The 17899-nt window shown below is 39.5% G+C and carries 16 protein-coding genes; 8 read left to right on the forward strand and 8 right to left on the reverse strand.

Annotated features, from left to right (window positions below; genetic code table 11):
- Positions 1 to 74 precede the first annotated feature (74 nt).
- The 3 genes from AC1M9M_RS08860 to fadB form a co-directional block, all read right to left on the reverse strand.
- A complete protein-coding gene (locus AC1M9M_RS08860) occupies positions 75 to 722 on the reverse strand; it encodes a hypothetical protein (RefSeq protein ID WP_481596152.1) in 648 nt (215 codons plus the stop codon).
- Positions 723 to 900: 178 nt separating this feature from the next.
- Positions 901 to 2073: an acetyl-CoA C-acyltransferase FadA gene (fadA, locus tag AC1M9M_RS08865; protein ID WP_035265978.1), complete on the reverse strand. Its 1173-nt coding sequence runs from the start codon at positions 2071 to 2073 to the stop codon at positions 901 to 903.
- A 12-nt stretch (positions 2074 to 2085) separates the two neighbouring features.
- Complete coding sequence (gene fadB / locus AC1M9M_RS08870; protein WP_481588585.1) at positions 2086 to 4239, reverse strand: fatty acid oxidation complex subunit alpha FadB; 2154 nt, start codon at positions 4237 to 4239, stop codon at positions 2086 to 2088.
- A gap of 505 nt (positions 4240 to 4744) precedes the next feature.
- On the opposite strand from fadB, the gene lpxO reads away from it, so the two are divergent.
- Both lpxO and AC1M9M_RS08880 read left to right on the forward strand, forming a co-directional pair.
- On the forward strand, positions 4745 to 5659 hold the full coding sequence (gene lpxO / locus AC1M9M_RS08875) for a lipid A hydroxylase LpxO (RefSeq protein WP_035265982.1): 915 nt from the start codon (positions 4745 to 4747) through the stop codon (positions 5657 to 5659).
- Between the two features lie 129 nt (positions 5660 to 5788).
- Complete coding sequence (locus tag AC1M9M_RS08880; RefSeq protein WP_481596153.1) at positions 5789 to 6742, forward strand: hypothetical protein; 954 nt, start codon at positions 5789 to 5791, stop codon at positions 6740 to 6742.
- Positions 6743 to 6774: 32 nt separating this feature from the next.
- Here AC1M9M_RS08880 and AC1M9M_RS08885 read toward each other — a convergent pair whose 3' ends face one another.
- The gene (locus AC1M9M_RS08885) at positions 6775 to 7824 is read right to left on the reverse strand and encodes an AAA family ATPase (protein WP_481596154.1); all 1050 of its coding nucleotides are present in this window, start codon (positions 7822 to 7824) and stop codon (positions 6775 to 6777) included.
- Between the two features lie 228 nt (positions 7825 to 8052).
- Between AC1M9M_RS08885 and uvrC the strand changes: the two genes are divergently transcribed.
- The 5 genes from uvrC (at position 8053) to AC1M9M_RS08910 (ending at position 12509) form a co-directional block, all read left to right on the forward strand.
- The gene (gene uvrC / locus AC1M9M_RS08890; protein ID WP_180028652.1) at positions 8053 to 9852 is read left to right on the forward strand and encodes an excinuclease ABC subunit UvrC; all 1800 of its coding nucleotides are present in this window, start codon (positions 8053 to 8055) and stop codon (positions 9850 to 9852) included.
- A 115-nt stretch (positions 9853 to 9967) separates the two neighbouring features.
- Positions 9968 to 10762 carry an acyl-CoA thioesterase gene (locus AC1M9M_RS08895; RefSeq protein WP_481596155.1) on the forward strand — a complete coding sequence of 265 codons (795 nt, stop codon included), beginning with the start codon at positions 9968 to 9970 and terminating at the stop codon, positions 10760 to 10762.
- A gap of 103 nt (positions 10763 to 10865) precedes the next feature.
- Positions 10866 to 11453, forward strand: a complete 588-nt coding sequence (gene pgsA / locus AC1M9M_RS08900; RefSeq protein ID WP_035265993.1) for a CDP-diacylglycerol--glycerol-3-phosphate 3-phosphatidyltransferase — start codon at positions 10866 to 10868, stop codon at positions 11451 to 11453.
- Positions 11454 to 11508: 55 nt separating this feature from the next.
- The gene (locus AC1M9M_RS08905; protein ID WP_481596156.1) at positions 11509 to 11877 is read left to right on the forward strand and encodes a hypothetical protein; all 369 of its coding nucleotides are present in this window, start codon (positions 11509 to 11511) and stop codon (positions 11875 to 11877) included.
- Between the two features lie 98 nt (positions 11878 to 11975).
- Positions 11976 to 12509, forward strand: a complete 534-nt coding sequence (locus AC1M9M_RS08910) for a DUF4269 domain-containing protein (RefSeq protein ID WP_481596157.1) — start codon at positions 11976 to 11978, stop codon at positions 12507 to 12509.
- 3 nt (positions 12510 to 12512) lie between these two features.
- On the opposite strand, the gene AC1M9M_RS08915 is transcribed toward AC1M9M_RS08910, so the two are convergent.
- Positions 12513 to 14315 (reverse strand): ABC transporter ATP-binding protein, encoded by a 1803-nt coding sequence (locus AC1M9M_RS08915; protein WP_481596158.1) that lies wholly within the window; start codon positions 14313 to 14315, stop codon positions 12513 to 12515.
- A gap of 135 nt (positions 14316 to 14450) precedes the next feature.
- Here AC1M9M_RS08915 and AC1M9M_RS08920 point away from each other — a divergent pair, with 135 nt between their 5' ends.
- Positions 14451 to 15074 (forward strand): alpha-ketoglutarate-dependent dioxygenase AlkB family protein, encoded by a 624-nt coding sequence (locus tag AC1M9M_RS08920; RefSeq protein ID WP_481592349.1) that lies wholly within the window; start codon positions 14451 to 14453, stop codon positions 15072 to 15074.
- 16 nt (positions 15075 to 15090) lie between these two features.
- On the opposite strand, the gene ruvX is transcribed toward AC1M9M_RS08920, so the two are convergent.
- The 3 genes from ruvX to recN form a co-directional block, all read right to left on the reverse strand.
- Entirely contained in the window at positions 15091 to 15534 is a 444-nt protein-coding gene (gene ruvX, locus AC1M9M_RS08925; protein WP_035266001.1) for a Holliday junction resolvase RuvX, read from the reverse strand.
- Positions 15527 to 16081 (reverse strand): YqgE/AlgH family protein, encoded by a 555-nt coding sequence (locus AC1M9M_RS08930; protein ID WP_035266003.1) that lies wholly within the window; start codon positions 16079 to 16081, stop codon positions 15527 to 15529. The genes ruvX and AC1M9M_RS08930 overlap by 8 nt, the downstream gene beginning before the upstream one ends.
- Before the next feature lie 81 nt (positions 16082 to 16162).
- Positions 16163 to 17830: a DNA repair protein RecN gene (recN, locus tag AC1M9M_RS08935; RefSeq protein ID WP_481596159.1), complete on the reverse strand. Its 1668-nt coding sequence runs from the start codon at positions 17828 to 17830 to the stop codon at positions 16163 to 16165.
- Positions 17831 to 17899 lie beyond the last annotated feature (69 nt).

Below are 17899 nucleotides of genomic sequence, written 5' to 3' on the forward strand. Positions count from 1 at the left end.
AAATCCCGCAAACAGCGGGATTTCTTCTAGTCACGTATCTAAACTTAAACACGTTTGATAATTTGCAAATTATTTTAAAGCCTAGGTAAATTATAGTAGATTAATTCACATGAATTTAAAGTGTTAAGATCTAAATTGATATTTTGTTGAGCAGATACATGGTTGCTCAAGTGTTGATTTTGTTGAGCACTAAAGCCCAAAAAAGAATTATAACCTTCAATTTGAATTTTATATTTCTGAATATTAAGGTTCAAATTTTGAGTTAAGCAATACTGCTGTAATGAGTATTCTCTCTTATTATCAGATAGCGTAAAATTTATCCTGTGAGTAACAGTATCAATAACATAAATAGAATGTTTGTGTGAGCCAATATTAATTTTTTGTTGATGAGTTGGATTAGCTTGTACCGTACCGTTAAATAGAAATTCTTTTATAACTGGCTTGCCAATGACTTCATTTATTTTGATCAGAGCGAAGTTTGTAAGCGTGATAAATTGCGGGGAAAATAACCTCCAAACAAAAAATAACACAAACCCTGTAAGAAGTATAAATATAAAATAATTCATGAATTTATTAATTTTTTTATAACGGAATTTTTTGCGATTCTCCTCAATTTCTCGGACATAAAACTGATTGATAATAACAAGAAAAATGGGAGTTAAAAAAGTAACAGCCAGTCCATAAGCAATACTAGAAACTAATAGAGGATTAAAGAAAGGCAATTCATATTGATTTTCTAACTTCCATCCAAAATAGAAAATTATAAGACTGAGAACGATATAAAATACTGGATAGAAATATGTCTTTTTTTCTTCATATTTATAAATTTTGTAACAAGATTTTTTTTAAGAGAAAAAACCCCGCATTAAGCGGGGTTTCTTTTGGTCAAGTATTTAAAACTTAAACACGTTCGATCACAGTTGCGATACCTTGACCAAGACCGATACACATCGTCGCAAGACCGATTTGTGTATCTTGTTGTTCCATCACGTTTAACAACGTCGTTGTGATACGCGCACCAGAACAGCCCAATGGGTGACCAAGCGCAATCGCACCACCGTTTAAGTTCACGATGTCTTGTTTGTCATGTAAACCTAGACCTTTCAATACTGAAAGACCTTGAGCAGCAAATGCTTCGTTTAACTCAACAGTTTGAATGTCACCAATACTCAAGCCAGCACGTTTAAGCGCTTTTTGCGTTGCAGGAACAGGACCGTAACCCATGATCGCAGCATCACAACCTGCAACCGCCATAGAGCGAATTACAGCACGTGGCTTAAGACCTAATGCTTGCGCACGCTCAGCAGACATCAATAACATTGCAGATGCACCGTCAGACAATGCTGATGATGTAGCAGCAGTCACTGTACCGCCTTTAGGATCAAACACAGGACGTAACGCTTTAAATGCTTCAAGGTTCGCATCTGGACGAATCACTTCATCTACATCGCATAGGATTTTGAAGCCATTTGCATCATGACCTTCAACACCAATGATTTCGTTTTTGAAACGACCTTCTTGAGTAGCAGCCCAAGCACGACGGTGAGATTCAACACCAAAAGCGTCTTGCTCTTCACGGCTAATGCCATTCATACGACCTAACATTTCAGCAGTTAAGCCCATCATGTTAGATGCTTTCGCATAATGTTTAGATGCTTGTGGGTTCAAGTCGATACCATGCATCATGCCAACGTGGCCCATGTGCTCAACACCACCGATGATGAAGATATCACCTTGGTTAGTCGCAATTTGAGCAGCTGCGGTATGAATTGCTTGCATTGAAGAACCGCAAAGACGGTTAACAGTTTGACCTGCAACAGTTTTTGGTAAGTCTGCCAATAACACGATGTTACGACCGATGTTCATGCCTTGCTCTAGAGTTTGGTTCACACAACCCCAGATCACATCTTCAACTTCGTTCACATCAAACTGGTTACGAGCAACCAATGCACGAACTAATTCAGCAGATAAGTTATCGGCACGTACATTGCGGAACATACCATTTTTGGTTTTACCCATTGCTGAACGTACGCCATCAACGATGACAACGTCACGTGGATTTAAAGTAGCCATTCACGTTGCTCCTTAACCGTAGAATTTTTTATTGTTAGCAGCCATGTCACGCAACATTTGTGGCGCTTCATAAGCCTTACCTAAATGCGCATACTTGTCGCAAAGCGCAACATACTCAGCTACACCAGTTTGATCGATGTAACGGCATGGACCACCACGGAATGGAGGGAAGCCTACACCCATGATCATTGCCATATCTGCTTCGTTTGGTGTTGCAACGATGTTGTCTTCCAAGCAACGAACAGTTTCGTTACAGAAAGCAATCATCATACGGTCAATGATCTCTTGAGGATCAAATTCACGTTTTTCACCAGTCACGACAGAAGCAATTACGTCATACGCTGTTGGATCAACAGTTTTTGCTTTCTTGCCTTTCTTGTCCAATTCATATTTGTAGAAACCAACATCGTTCTTTTGACCGAGACGTTGTGCTTCATACATTGTTTGGATTGAACCTTTGAAATCAGGCTTCATACGGTCAGGGAAACCTTCAGCCATCACTTCTGCACCGTGAACGCCAGTATCAATACCGACAACGTCCATTAAGTATGCAGGACCCATTGGCCAGCCAAATTTTTCCATTACTTTGTCGACTTGTTGGAAGTCGGCGCCGTCTTTAAGAAGAAGGTCAAACGCACCAAAGTAAGGGAACAATACGCGGTTTACAAGGAAGCCCGGACAGTCGTTTACAACGATAGGAGTTTTACCCATTTTTTGAGCGAGTACGACAGTCGTTGCAATCGCTTCAGGTGAAGTTTTTTCACCACGGATCACTTCAACCAAAGGCATCATATGCACTGGGTTAAAGAAGTGCATCCCTACAAAGTTCTCAGGACGCTCTAGGTTTTCAGCCAAACGCGTGATTGAGATCGTAGAAGTGTTTGATGCAATGATCGTGTTTTCACGTACTTTAGATTCAGTTTCTTTGAGTACGATGCCTTTCACTTTCGGGTTTTCAGTTACCGCTTCGATTACGATATCGACTTCTTTAAACTCATCATAGCTTAATGTCGGACGGATACGTGCAAGCGTTTCACCCATTTGAGCAGGCTTGATTTTCTTACGTTCAACTTGTTTAGTCAGGAGACCGTTTGCTTCTTTCATTCCTAAAGCAAGTTGTGGGTTACCAATATCTTTCATGATAATTGGTGTGCCTTTGCTTGCCGCTTGATAAGCAATACCACCACCCATGATACCTGCACCAAGTACTGCAGCTTGATTTACAGGGTGAGCGCCTTGTTCATATTTTTTCGAAGTTTTCTTCACAACTTGGTCGTTGATGAATAGACCAATCAACGCGCCTGCTTGTGGCGTTACCGCTGCTTTTGCAAAGTGTTCAGCTTCTTGGCGAAGTGCACCAGCACGATCTAAGCTTGAACCTGCTTGCATAGAATCAAGCAATAATTTTGGCGCAGGGTATTGTGCAGGATTAGCTTTCGCAAGCACCACACCTTTAGACGAGTTGAAAGCCATCATTTGTTCTAATGGATTCAACTTAATTGGATCTAATTTTTCTTGACGCTTCGCTTTCCAGTCTAAACGACCTTCGATTGCTTGTTTAACGATAGAGATCGCAGCATCTTGTAATTTATCAGCAGCAACCACCGCATCGACCGCACCATCTTTAAGTGCAGCAGGTGCTTTTTTCGGGTTCGCCATTGCCATCCATTCAACAGCGTTATCGATACCGATAACACGGCTTAGACGAACAGTACCACCGAAACCAGGAATGATCCCAAGTTTAATTTCTGGAAGACCAACTTGTGCTGATTCTGACATCACGCGATAGTCACACACCAAGCACATTTCGAAACCGCCGCCCAATGCCATACCATTGATTGCAGCAACTTTAGGAATATTTAAATCTTCGAATGAATTGAAAATTTCATGAACAGGCATCGCCCAATCTACAATGACTTGTTCGCCTTGCGCAAAGTTTTCACCAAACTCAGTGATGTCTGCACCAACGATAAATGTAGATTTACCAGATGTAACGATAAGACCTTTAATCTCAGCGTTTGATTGAACAGCAGCAATTGCAGCTTTAAAGTCGTCAATTGTTGCGCGGTTGAATTTATTAACCGACTCACCTTGTAAGTCAAAGCGGAATTCTGCAATTCCGTCCGAAAGCATTTGGACGGTAATGGCATTGCCAGCGTGGATCATGCCCTGATCTCCTTTTTTTTGGAGGACTTCTAAGTTGATGTTGTGAAGCTAGTGCGTATTTCCTGCGCACATTAAAGCTTCGCTAATCTTACGATAACTATATCGAAAAAGAACATAACAAGTTGTATCAAGCCGTGACGCAATGGTCATCTATTTATTGCACCAGCATGCGTTATAAAACAGCAGATGCGAATGTAGAATTTGTTCTTCTTACAATAAAGCGATTGTTTCAATTGGCATTTTATTTAAAAACACTTCAACTTATATCTGGGGTAGGTAGGTAATTTCAAGTTATTTTGCACTTTAAATTTCGTCATAAAAGTCAATAAACTGAAATATAAAGCCATCAAAAGTCTATTTGTAGAACACAATGTTTCGTTGTTTGGGGTAGTCGTTATACAATTTACGTGATTATCTATACATCTAAATTGGAACAATTCATTTCCAATTTAGGTGCAGCATCTCCTCATTTAACCCGCTAACCAAAGATAAACCGAGTCAATCAATGATCAAGTGGATTATTCTCGCGATATTCATCATATCGGCACTGTATATTCAACGTCGTGGAAAAGTACGACATTCGTTCTATCGTCAATTCTTTGATCATTCGACCATTTTGGCACCTATTAATTTTTTGATGTATATGTTCTCTAAGGTGCCAAACCAGCCTTATATCGACACACAGCATTTTAAAGATTTAAAAGTGTTAGATGAAAATTGGGAAATGATTCGTGATGAAGCCAAAGCTTTATATGAGCAGGGTGGGATCAAAGCCTCTGAAAAATATGATGACCTAGGCTTTAATTCATTTTTTAAAACTGGTTGGAAGCGTTTTTATTTAAAATGGTATGACTCTGCACATCCTTCAGCAGCAGAACTGTGCCCTAAAACGACAGCATTGCTTAAAACATTGCCAACCATTAAAGCGGCGATGTTTACTGAGCTTGCTCCTGATAGTCGCTTGGTTCGTCATCGTGATCCTTATGCGGGATCTTTACGCTATCATTTAGGGTTGTTGACGCCAAATGATGATCGTTGCTTTATTGATGTAGATGGTCAGCGGTATTCATGGAGAGATGGTGAAAGCGTTGTGTTTGATGAAACCTACATTCATTATGCAGAAAACACGACGGATCAAAATCGTATTATTTTCTTTGCTGATGTAGAGCGCCCTTTAAAGACACGTTGGATGGAACGGTTTAATCATTGGTTTGGTAAAAATGTAATGACTGCGGCAAGTTCACCGAATGAAGCAGGGGATCAAACGGGTGGTCTGAACAAAGCATTTGGTTATATTTATCGCTTGCGTGTCAAAGCAAAAGCACTGAAAGCGAAGAACCGTCAGTTATATTACTTTTTAAAATGGTTCTTGATGTTAGGGATATTCTTCCTGATTTTCATTCGACCTTATGTGTTTTAAGAGCATTCAGATCAAAATGCGCCTCAGGGCGCATTTTTTAATTTTACTTAAAATGATGTAAATTAAAATTGAGAAGTAGTTCAATAAAAGCTATGCTTTTGTCTGTAAAATATACAAAAGAAAATTCAAATGAATCTCAAAAAAACAATATTAGTACTAAGTGTTTTACCGTTTTTTTTAAGTGCCTGTGGCGGCGGTGGGTCGGGAGATTCGTATGAATCATCACCGAGTACACAATTTCGAAACGGTGATCAACTCTATTCAATTTACTATAATTCCAATGATCGATTCGGCTTAAATTATATTGAATTTCAAAATGGACAATTTACTTATACGGATAGTTTTAAACCGTTGAATAGTGTGATTGTGACGCGAAATCGTATCTATCAAACCTATGATCAAGCCCAAAATACGCTCAGTGTGAATAGTCCTAGTCATTGGACGATGAATATCATTGGTGACATCCAAACGGATATCGAAATGGAGCGTGTAAACCTATCGGGTAAAAATGTTTTTGATACAGTTTTACCAGGTTATCGCAACATTGATCGAAATGATTTGAGCCCTAATGTGAGATTGTTTATCGCCAAAGATGGTCTTAAAAATTTTTCTTCAGGTAGCTATTGTTATAGAAAGAAAGCAGAACAAAACAGAGTAGATTATTTACAACTCTATCCAAACACGAGTGAACCATTGGAAGAGAGTTTTAACCAATTTTATGAAGATAACTTGCTGTATCTTGATCTTTTAAATGACAAAAATCCAATTGTTAAATTTCAACTCGCAAAAGATCGTTGGATGGGTATGAATTTTAGCAGTATTTTTGACACCAGTATGAAGATTAGTTTAGATGATTCAACAGCCATTGAATTTGAAAGCAAACTATATCCTGCTGAATATCATCAAACTTTGAAGCGTACGACTGATGATGAATATAAACTCTATGAAAAATTGATAATGAACGATGATGTTGCAGAAAATAGACAGCGTTATCAGTTATTAATGGCAAATATTGAAAAAGGGTGTACGTATTATAATAAAACGGCAGCAGAATCCTTTGTCACGATTCCTGGTTTAAGATGATTTGTTTAAAAAAAGCCCATAATGGGCTTTTTTTATTGATTGATGATCGAGAGCTGACCGTCTTTGCAATCCAGCTTGAGATGAAGTTGATCTGGATGCTTTAGAAAGTAGATCGCAATAATGGGTTCTAGTTCAGTTCTCATTTTCCGTGCTAAATGACGTGCCCCAAAGCGGATATCATGACCCTGATAGAAATATGCTTTGGCAAGGTCTGATAAATGAACCTGACGTTTTTGATGTTGCAAACGAATGTTGAGTTTTTCCAGTTCAATATCTACCAATTTAGGGAGTGCATCATCTTGAACAGGCTGATAATGAAGGACACGATCAATTCGATTCAGAAACTCCGGATCAAAACTGCGATGCAGTATTTTTTCAATAATGGCTTTCGTGGGTAGGCGTTTTAAACATAGATTTTGAAGTTTTTGCGGTAAAACATTTAATTTATCTAAATATTGTTGTGCTGCGCGCGCTCCTGCATTACTGGTCATAAAGATCATACAATTACGAAAATCAATCGTTTTTGTTCCAGCAGTAAGGGTTAGACGACCTGTATCCAACACATTCATTAAGCCACGAATCACTTCGGGAGAGGCTTTTTCAAGTTCATCAAACAGCATAATGCCAGGACGGGTATGAGAGCCATTAATCGCAGTTTCATCGAATAAACTGTGACCTTCTTTCGAACCGACATATCCGGGCGGAGCGCCTGTTAAAGCGGCTGCATAATGTTCTTGAGCCAGTGTATTCATATCGATACGACAAAACGCATCAGGACGACCATAAATCGCTTCAGCAATCAAACGAACAGTCTCTGTTTTACCAACACCTGTTGGTCCAAGCATTAAGGTGACGGACAAGGGGCGTTCAGGACTTGAAAAGTCAGCTTTGACCACGTGAAGCATTTTTTCGATTTCATCTAAGGCTGGATTTTGCCCAATGATACGATCACGCAATAACTGCATCACTTTGGCTGGTTCAAAATGAAAGCGAGACTTTCCAATGAGTCGATCTTTTTCTGAAGGACTATGGGATGAGAGTGCAGGTTGTATGGCGTGAAAAGCACGATCGGTCGCAGTCATGTTGGCGCATCCATGAATGAATCAGTTGAAAAGCATATCAAACTTGAATTTAACAACTCAGACTTTTTAACAATCAGCTGATTATAAAATCTGCGATCATTGCCCTGAACTGTTGGATCAACAAGGTTTTAAAATCGTCTACCGAAATGCACTTGAAATAGAGCGCGTTACCATCACAATAAGCTCATGCTGTTGCATGAATGACTGACTCTACATTAAAGGCTGCTTGTGAACGAAAACGCACGTGAACACATTGAAAAAATCTTAGCCAATCTTACGACTTTGCCTGGTGTCTATCGCATGTTAGGTAAAGATGGAGAGTTGTTGTATGTGGGAAAAGCGAAGAATTTAAAAAATCGTGTTTCTAGCTATTTTGTTAAAACCATTGAGCATCCCAAAACACAGGCTTTAGTTGCCCGCATTCATGATATTGAAACCATGGTGGTCCGCTCAGAAACGGAAGCATTACTTCTTGAACAAAACTTAATTAAGCTTCATCGACCGCCGTATAACATCATGCTGCGAGATGATAAATCTTACGTCTATATTTTTGTGTCCAGTGATAAGCCTTATCCACGTATTGCAGCAGGTCGTGGTAAGGGGAAACATCAAGCAGGTAAATTTTTTGGACCTTATCCAAGTGCTTATAATGCACGTGATACATTGGTGGTCTTACAAAAATTATTCAATGTCCGCCAATGTGAAAATAGTTATTTTGCGCAACGTAAAAGACCGTGTTTGCAGTATCAAATTAAACGTTGCTCAGCTCCATGTGTGGGTATGATATCACCTGAAGATTATAAAGATGATGTTGATAACTCTATTCGTTTTTTACAAGGGGACACACGTGAGCTTAATCAAGAATTAATTGCCAAAATGGAAGCGGCAGCAGAAGCTCTCGAATTTGAAAAAGCCGTTTTTTATCGTGATCGGATGGCATTATTGCGTGATGTCCAAACTCAACAAGCGATTTATAAAGTCAAAGGTGAAGCAGATATATTAGCGATCGCATACCAAGCGGGGGTAACGTGCGTTCAGATTATGCATGTGCGTAATGGCAAGATGTTGGGAGGAAAAAGTTATTTCCCAGATATGTTGGGCGATGATTTGGGACAAATGCTGGCAGATTTTATCGCGAACTTTTATTTCCAAGTTGCCGATGAGATTCCAACAGAATTAATCGTCAACGTGGAGCTGCCAGACAAAAAAGACATAGAAGAGGCACTACAACAAAATTTTGGCAAAAAAATTCTGATTAAATCAAAAGTTCGAGAAACCCGTGCAGAATGGCTCGAGCTTGCGACCATGAATGTACAGCATGCCATTAAAGGACAACTTGCTAACCATTATGAATTGAATGAACGTTTTCATCAGTTAGAAGAGGTGGTCGGACGTCCAATTGATCGTATCGAATGTTTTGATATATCCCATACGATGGGCGAAGCAACGATCGCTTCTTGTGTTGTCTTTGATAGTGGAGGGGCTCGCAAGCGCGATTACCGTCAGTTTGCTATCGAAGATATCACTGGCGGTGATGATTATGCTGCCATGCGTCAGGCTTTGACACGACGGTATAAGAAGGCGATGCTGCCAGATTTGCTTCTCATCGATGGTGGTAAAGGGCAATTACATATGGCAATGCAGGTCATGCAAGATCTTGGATTGGATGCATTCATGGTGGGGGTTTCAAAAGGGGAAGGACGTAAGCCTGGTTTGGAAACCTTACATTTCACTGATGGCACAAAGATTCAACTGCCTGAAGACCATAAAGCGCTACATTTAATTCAACAGGTTCGTGATGAGGCGCATCGATTTGCCATTACTAAACATCGTGCCAAGCGCGATAAACGTCGTGGGCAGTCAGTTTTAGAAGCCATTCCAGGGCTAGGACCAAAACGCCGCCGTGATTTATTAACACATTTTGGTGGGATTCAAGGGGTATTAAAAGCCTCTGAAAAGGATCTGAATTTAGTCCCAGGTTTTGGTGCAAATCTCGCTCGGACTGTGTACAAAATCTTGCATGAGTAATCATGCATATCAATTTGCCAAAATGATCATTGACCTGCGAGTCATTGATCATTTACCTCAATCTGAAAATTCAGCATGCTAGCGCGATAAGAAATTTAAAATAAAAGGGTTGCGCATGTCATTTGGACAGGTATTTCAAGAAATTGATCAACAAGAATGGGTGGAGATCCCTGAGGGTTGGTTGCAAGGTCGTACCATTTTTGGTGGTTTAACCACGGCGATGATGCTACACAAAGCAACACAAATGATTCATGACCCTCAAAAAAGATTATTAAGCACCAGTGTGGTATTTGTGGGTCCTGTTCAGGAAAAGCCAGTCAAAGTGACAGTGGAAATTTTAAGGCAAGGTAAATCTGTGACCAATATTGAGGCTCGGATTTGGCAGGATGATGCTGTACAGGGAATTCTGCTGGCAAGTTTTGGTTCAGACCGTGAATCAGTTGTGAATATGGATCAAACTCGCAAAGCACCACAGTATGATTCGCCTGAAAGTTTAGTTAAGTTGCCTTATCATCCTCTTATGCCGCAATGCTATCAGAACTATGATCTGATTTGGGCTGAAGGGAAATACCCTTGTACGGCTGCTGAAAAGCCAGATTTTGGCGGGTGGTTTCGATATGCAGAATCTAAATTTGAAGCAGGTCCGCTGAGCATGCCTGAATTTATAGCAATGTTAGATATTTGGCCTGCAGGAATTTTTCCTATATTAAAAAAACCAGCACCGGGCAGTTCAATTTCTTGGTATGTGACGCTGTTAGAGCCTATTCAAGCTGACCGACGAGATTGGTTTAAATATAAAGTATTTACAGATCATTCTGCGCATGGTTATTCTACTGAATATGCCCATATTTGGGACCATAATGACCGTCTCGTTGCAATTTGTAGACAGACTGTCGCGATTTTTGCCTAGTCGACAGCGGGTAGTGAATCGTTTAAAGTAAGCGGATTAAAGAATCAAAGCTCAAGTTTTTATTGCAAATTTTAGCTGTAATTGGGGCAAACTGGCGGTGTCTATGTCTACAGGTCGCATCCTGAATATACCAAATATCTTGACGCTAGCACGTATTGCGTTAATACCTGTTTTTTTAATTATTGCCTATTGGCCTCCTGCGATTGGTGTGGGTGGGCATGAAGGGGGTATGACGCGTCATATCATTCTGACTGCAATTTTTGTGATTGCTGCTGTCACAGATTGGTTTGATGGTTATTTGGCAAGAACATTGAATCAGACTTCTGCATTCGGACGTTTTTTAGATCCTGTTGCGGATAAATTAATGGTCGCAGCAGCATTGATTGTTTTGGTGCAATGGCAACCTACAATTTCGATGGCTTTTGCTGCGATTGTGATTATTTCACGCGAGATTACGGTTTCTGCTTTACGTGAGTGGATGGCTGAGCTCGGTGCACGTACCAATGTGGCTGTATCAACGGTTGGAAAATATAAAACAGCTTTCCAGATGATCGCTATTTCCGTGTTCTTACTTAATTGGAAACCACTTGAATTAGTTGCATATGGTTTATTGTATACCGCTGTAATTTTAACACTGTGGTCCATGTTTATTTATTTAAGAGCGGCATGGCCATATCTAAAACAACCCTAATGTATTTAAAGCGCCAAAAGGCGCTTTTTTATTGTCTTGAGAAAGTGATTTAAAAATGAGAATTAAATTTGCTATTGCTTTGAGTATCTTGTTGAGTTCAAGCATTTATGCGGATGATTTATCAAGGGCACAAGAGTATTTGCATAATGATGGGATCGCGTATTGTCTATCTCATTCTGAGATTTATGCAGCTGAAGCAAATATTGCGAGAGGTGGATATTTTCAACTCGGTGAGCATAGCCATGAGGCGGCAAAACAAGTGCAAAATTATATTGATCAAGCGCTCAAAGAAGCGTTAGGCAGCTATCAATATTCAAAAGAGAAAGCATACCTTATGCGTTGTTTGGAAATCTCTTATTCAACGCAGTATCGAAATTATATTAAAACTGTTTATGCGTTAGATGTTATCGAAAATCAAAAATAACCTTAATTGCTTAAGCTTTTCTGCTGAGGGTTAAAGTAATTCATATTGGGAGATTCAACCGCTTTAAAGTTGAATCATCTTAGAGATTAAAAATAACAATGAAAAAAATACACTTTCAAAAAGTCATTGATGACTTAAACCTTTTGGAAATACTCAAGCGGTATCAAGTTACAGTGGTCGGTACGCCACCTTTAGGAATTGCAACAGCTCAAAGTGATATCGACCTCATTTGTAGTTATCCGATTGAGCAAGAGAATCATTTGATTGAAACACTAAAATTATTTCAAACATATAAGGCATGGTGCATTGAGCGAAGTTATTTTGAACGTGATACTTGGATTTGCCGATTCGAATATTGTGCTTGGTCAATTGAGATATTTTGTTCTACAACACCAATTGATCAGCAGGCGGGATTCCAGCACTTCTACGTTGAACATAGAATATTAGATTTGGCAAATGACCAATTTAAACAGGAAATCATTCGCCTTAAGCGAAAAGGTATAAAAACTGAACCTGCATTTGCACAGATGTTAGCGCTCGATGGTGATCCTTACACGAAGTTAAGTCAGCTATATGAAGCAGATGACTGTGTGTTGATTCAACTGCTTCAATGCCAAGGTTACCTAGATTAAACTTTAACTATGGGTTTCCTCATCTCCATCGTCTTCAAAAGTTTTTGCAATTTTTTCGATATTCAAACTTTTAGCCATCGCATCAAAAATTTGTTTATACACACCGTCTTGATGGTAAAGGGCATCATGTTCTCCATGCTCGGCAATTTCGCCTTCTTTCATGACATAGGTATAATCCGCATCGATAATTTGCGACAGGCTGTGCGAGATAATAATGACAGTACGTCCTTGTTTAATCTCATCAAGGCTTTGTTTAATTTGTTCCGAAGCGATGGCATCCAAACTCGCAGTCGGTTCATCTAAAAAGATAATCGGCGGATTTTTCAAGAACATACGAGCAATCGCAATACGCTGTTGTTGTCCTCCAGAGAGTTGCAATGCATCGGAATGATAGCCATCTGGAAGTTGTAAAATTTGCTCATGAATGGAGGCTTTTTTAGCAGCAATGATCACGTCTTCTTCAGTGGCTTCTGTTTTACCATAGCGAATATTTTCAAGAATAGTCCCTTGGAAAATATGATTTTTTTGTAGGACTAATCCAATATGATCTCTCAAATATTGAGTATCAATTTGATTGAGATCGATGCCATCGAGTTCGATATATCCCTGATTAGGTTCATAAAATTTATCTAAAAGACTGATTAAGGTTGATTTTCCTGCACCTGATAAGCCAACTAATGCAGTAATTTTATTGGGTCGAATCTCCATATTGATATTCTTTAGTGCGTGGTGACCGTTTGGATAAAAGAATTCAACATTTTTCAGCGTAAATTTTCCTTGAATTTGCGGTTTGAGTTGACCTGTAGGTTCAATTTGATCATCTGCTTCTAAAATTTTAAAGAAGCTTTCTGAATAGATCATGGCATCATTCACTTCATCATATATACGATGTAAGGAGCGAATTGGTGCGGATACATTATTGAACAGCAGTACATGAAACATGATCATACCGATGCTCATCTGACCATCAAGCACAAAATACGCAGTTAGGATGATGATTAAAACAATACCTATTTGTTCAATAAAGGTTTTTAACCCATCAAATAAAAAGCTGACCTGACGGGTTTGCATTTGATTATCTGTGAGTTCTTTTTGTAGTTTGAGTTGTTTGGTCGATTCTATTGACTCGCGGTTGAAAGATTTGATAACCGTAATTGAATTAATAATTCCGAGGATACCTTGGCTTTTCTTTTCTCGACCATCACGTAAATTTCTACGCCAGCCTCCGAGTTTTTGTGCTTGTTTATAAGTTAACCAGAAGTAGATTGGAACGATAGTGGTCGCCACTAAGCCAACATAAAAGTTGGCGTAGTACATTAATCCTAAAGCCACGATCGCACTGGTAAATAACGGCAAAATGTCAATAAAGAATATTTGAACTAGACGAGTCAGAGAGCCAATACCACGATCGATTCGTGTTTGTAATTTGCCCGCCTGATTATTCTCTTCGTTGAAAAAAGCTAATCTATAGGTCAGAAATTTTTCAATGATGCCTTGTGCTAGATCTTGTGAAATAAAAATTCTAAGTTTTTCACCATAAAACTTTTGTCCGAATTGCACAAAAGCATTAATTACTTCTTTACCCAATAATATCGCTGTAATGGTAATCAGGATATTCCAGCCTTCAGCTAAGCCAAAACCATTCTCAACCAGCGCATTAATTTCATCAACTGCATACTGCAAAGTGAGTGCATTCACTTGAGCTGTGAAAGAGCCGATGAGCGTAAGAAAGAGAGTGGCAATCACTAAAAAGCGATAAGGTCGAACGAAAGGTTTAAGTTTTAGAAAAAGTTGCCATAAATTCATAAGCGATTGTTTTTATTGTCTAGATTTATGCCAGTCTAAGCTTGATTGTCCAGTGTCACAAGCGTTCACAATGTTTCAATTTGTCAGTTGAAATATTCAGCTAATATAAGGTTATATTTTCATGGCAAATTGGTTATGAACTTCGAGCTGTTTGCACCCGAACCCAATTCAAATCTCCTACCTTGTGATGGGATTGTAGAAGATTACGGCCTTATACTTACTCATGCTGAATCACAGGATTATTTCGATTATTTTTCAGAAGCTTTGGCTTGGAAACAGGATGAAGTGATTTTATACGGCCAATATTTTAAGACGGGTCGTAAAGTCGTATGGTATGGTGACCAAAACTACCAATATCACTATTCAGGGATGGATAAACAAGCACAGATTTGGGATTTGAAATTATTAGCACTCAAGCAAAAAATTGAACTTATAACAGGAGTTCAATTTAATTCTTGTTTGGCTAATTTGTATGAAGATGGAACTCAAGGTGTAGGATGGCATAGTGATGATGAGGCTGCATTAAGAGATCCTGAACATGGCGAGACCGTCATTGCTTCACTGAGTCTCGGCGCAACCCGAAAATTTAGATTTAAACATCGTGATAAAACTCATACTGCTGAAATGTATCTACAATCAGGACAGTTGATTGTGATGAAAGGTCAAACACAGCGTTTTTGGAAACACACTTTAGCGAAATCAACCAAAGTATTAGAGCCTAGAATCAATTTAACCTTTCGCTATTTTTATCCTAGATGAAGTGGCAAATATTCTATTAAGGTTGAATACCTTGAGGATTACGATACCAACTTTCAATAAATAAAGCGGCTGCCAAGCTGTCTGCGGACAACTTTTTTCCACGCCCTTGCGCCTGATAATGATCGAGTTCATCACGCGCTTCGCGAGTTGTTAATCGCTCATCCACCATCCATGTTTCTATATTGGTTTGGTGTCTTAAACGACGGGCAAATTTACGTGCTCGTGTTGATAGTTCCGATTCGCTATCATCCATATTCAGTGGTAGCCCGACTAAAAACAGATTTGGAGAATGCTGTTTTACAATTTTGAGTAGATCATCCCAATTGGGAATGCCATCTTTCATCGGTAAAAGTGAAAGTGGCGTAGCACTTTCAATAATGGACGATCCTACAGCCATTCCTGTTTTTTGTGTGCCAAAGTCAAAGGCCATAATGAGTTGAGCGGTAGTTGAATCAGGCATGTCCAATCTCAGATGAAAGCCATGTACGATCGACCCCCATTTTTCTATAGGCAGCGTCCCAGCGATCGTCATAGGGTAAGTTAAAAATCAAATCCATATCAGAGTCACAAATGAGCCAGTCACCTCGAGCGATTTCTTGCTCCAACTGGTTTTTACTCCAACTGGCATAGCCTAAAGCAATTTGATAGCGACCAACACCTTCATTGTGTGCGATTGCATCAAGAATATCCTTTGAGGTTGTTAAACAGAGGTTTTCACCTACAGCGATGGACGCATGCCAAGTAGGTTGACCTGTATGAAGTACAAAACCTGCTTCTGGTCGTAAAGGACCACCTTGTAAGACATCATGTGGGTGAACATGATCTGCCACGATATCAAGATCTGTTAAGAGTTCTTTAACCTGAATCCCAGCTGGACGATTGATCATAATTCCCTGCGCACCTTCATGATCATGACGCGCGATATAGACCACACTATTTGCGAAGAAATCATCTGCTAAATCAGGTGGGGCAATCAGGCAACGGTGCGTTAGAAATTGTTTACTCACCTAATGGCTTCTCCTATGTTTGAGTATCACTTTACTTCAACATACTAGACTTATGGGTTTTCAACAATCCTTTTAAAATAATCAAGATGTGCTGGCCTGAAACTTTAATTGTCTTAATTGTTTAGCATGTTGAAGGGTGGTCTCGCTAATTTCGACACCACCAGTCATACGAGCAAGCTCTAATATCCGTTGATCTTCATCAAGCTCAACGATAGTGCTGCTAGCAGGGTCTGTTTGCAGTTTTTTCACTAACAAATGTTGGTCCGATTGCGCTGCAACTTGGGCTTGATGTGTAATACATAGAATTTGAACATGTTGACCTAATCCAGCCAATAAGCGACCGACAATCTCAGCTGTTCCACCACTGATACCTACATCAATTTCGTCAAAAACGAGTACTTCAGCTTCGGTTTTCTCTGCATTCATGACTTGCATGACCAATGCAATACGTGACAATTCACCACCAGACGCAACCTTCGCAAGTGGTTGAGGTGGGATCCCTTTGTTTGCTGTGAACAATAATTGAATAAAACTAAACCCTTCAGATGAAGGTTGCTCCAGAGGATCAAAACGGAATTCAAAATGAGCTTCTGGTAAAGCCAGTTGCTTGACTTGTTCTGTTAAGAGTTTGGCTAAGGGTTCTGCTGCTTTACGACGGATATCATCTAGATATTGAGCTTTCTCTATAAACTGTTGATGCGAAATTTCAACTTGTTCAGCCAAAGTCTCTGGATCTTCAAGCTGATGTAATTGTTCTAGCTCTGCCTGCCAATGTTCGTATTCTGATTTTAAATCTTCGGGTTGTACTCGATATTTGCGCGCTAAACGATGGAATATTTCCAGTTGTGTGTTTAACTCTTCCATTCGTTCAGGATCAAAACTCTGACGGTCAATGAATTGTTTTAAATTAGCACTGGCATCATCGAGTTCACTTTGCGCATTTAATAATGAGTTATAAATTTCAGAGAGTAAATCACTACGACCTGCATGAGATTCAAGCTTGCGAATAATACTTGAAATTTCCTGAGTGATATTTTGATCAGACTCATCTAAAACGTTGATTGCATAACTACAATCTTGCATGATGTGTTCATGATGACTTAAGCGATCGAACTCTTGTTCAATTTCTTTATAGTCAAGTCGAACCACTTCTTCTAATTCTTCTAATTGAAGATTAAGTGTCTCAATGCGTTGAAGGCGGGTGGTCTGTGCATCAAGCGCAGCTTGATGCTGTCGGATATTTTTTTGCCATGCGTTATAACTGTCTTTGACAGCAAGCGTATGTTGACCAAAGTTGCTGTAACGATCTAACCAATGTTTTGGATAGGGCGGTTCTAACAATTGTTGCTGACTATGTTGGCTGTAAAGTTGGACTAAGAGTCTGCCAATTTCCTTTAATTCTGACAGACTACTTGGACGTCCATTGATCCAAGCTTTACTACGACCTGTAGCAAAGATTACCCGTCTTAGGTGAATTTCACCCGATTCATCTGCCAGCTCATGAGTGCTTAACCATTCAGCTTCAGGACTTTGATCTTGATAACTAAATACGGCTGTAACATCAGCCTTATCTGAACCATAACGAACGTAATTCGTATCAGTACGCTCGCCTAAACACGCTGATAATGCATCGAGTAATAAAGATTTACCTGCACCAGTTTCACCCGTAAGAACATTGAAACCTTGATCAATATCAATGGCTAAGTTATCGGCTAAAGCAAAGTTGATCAGATTAAGGTGTGTCAGCATAAACGCATCCGAGCTGCGAAAGTGTGGATTCTAAGATAGAGAAATTTTGTTTTAGTCTCAAGTCACGAC

The organism is Acinetobacter sp. ANC_7503 (assembly GCF_056780035.1).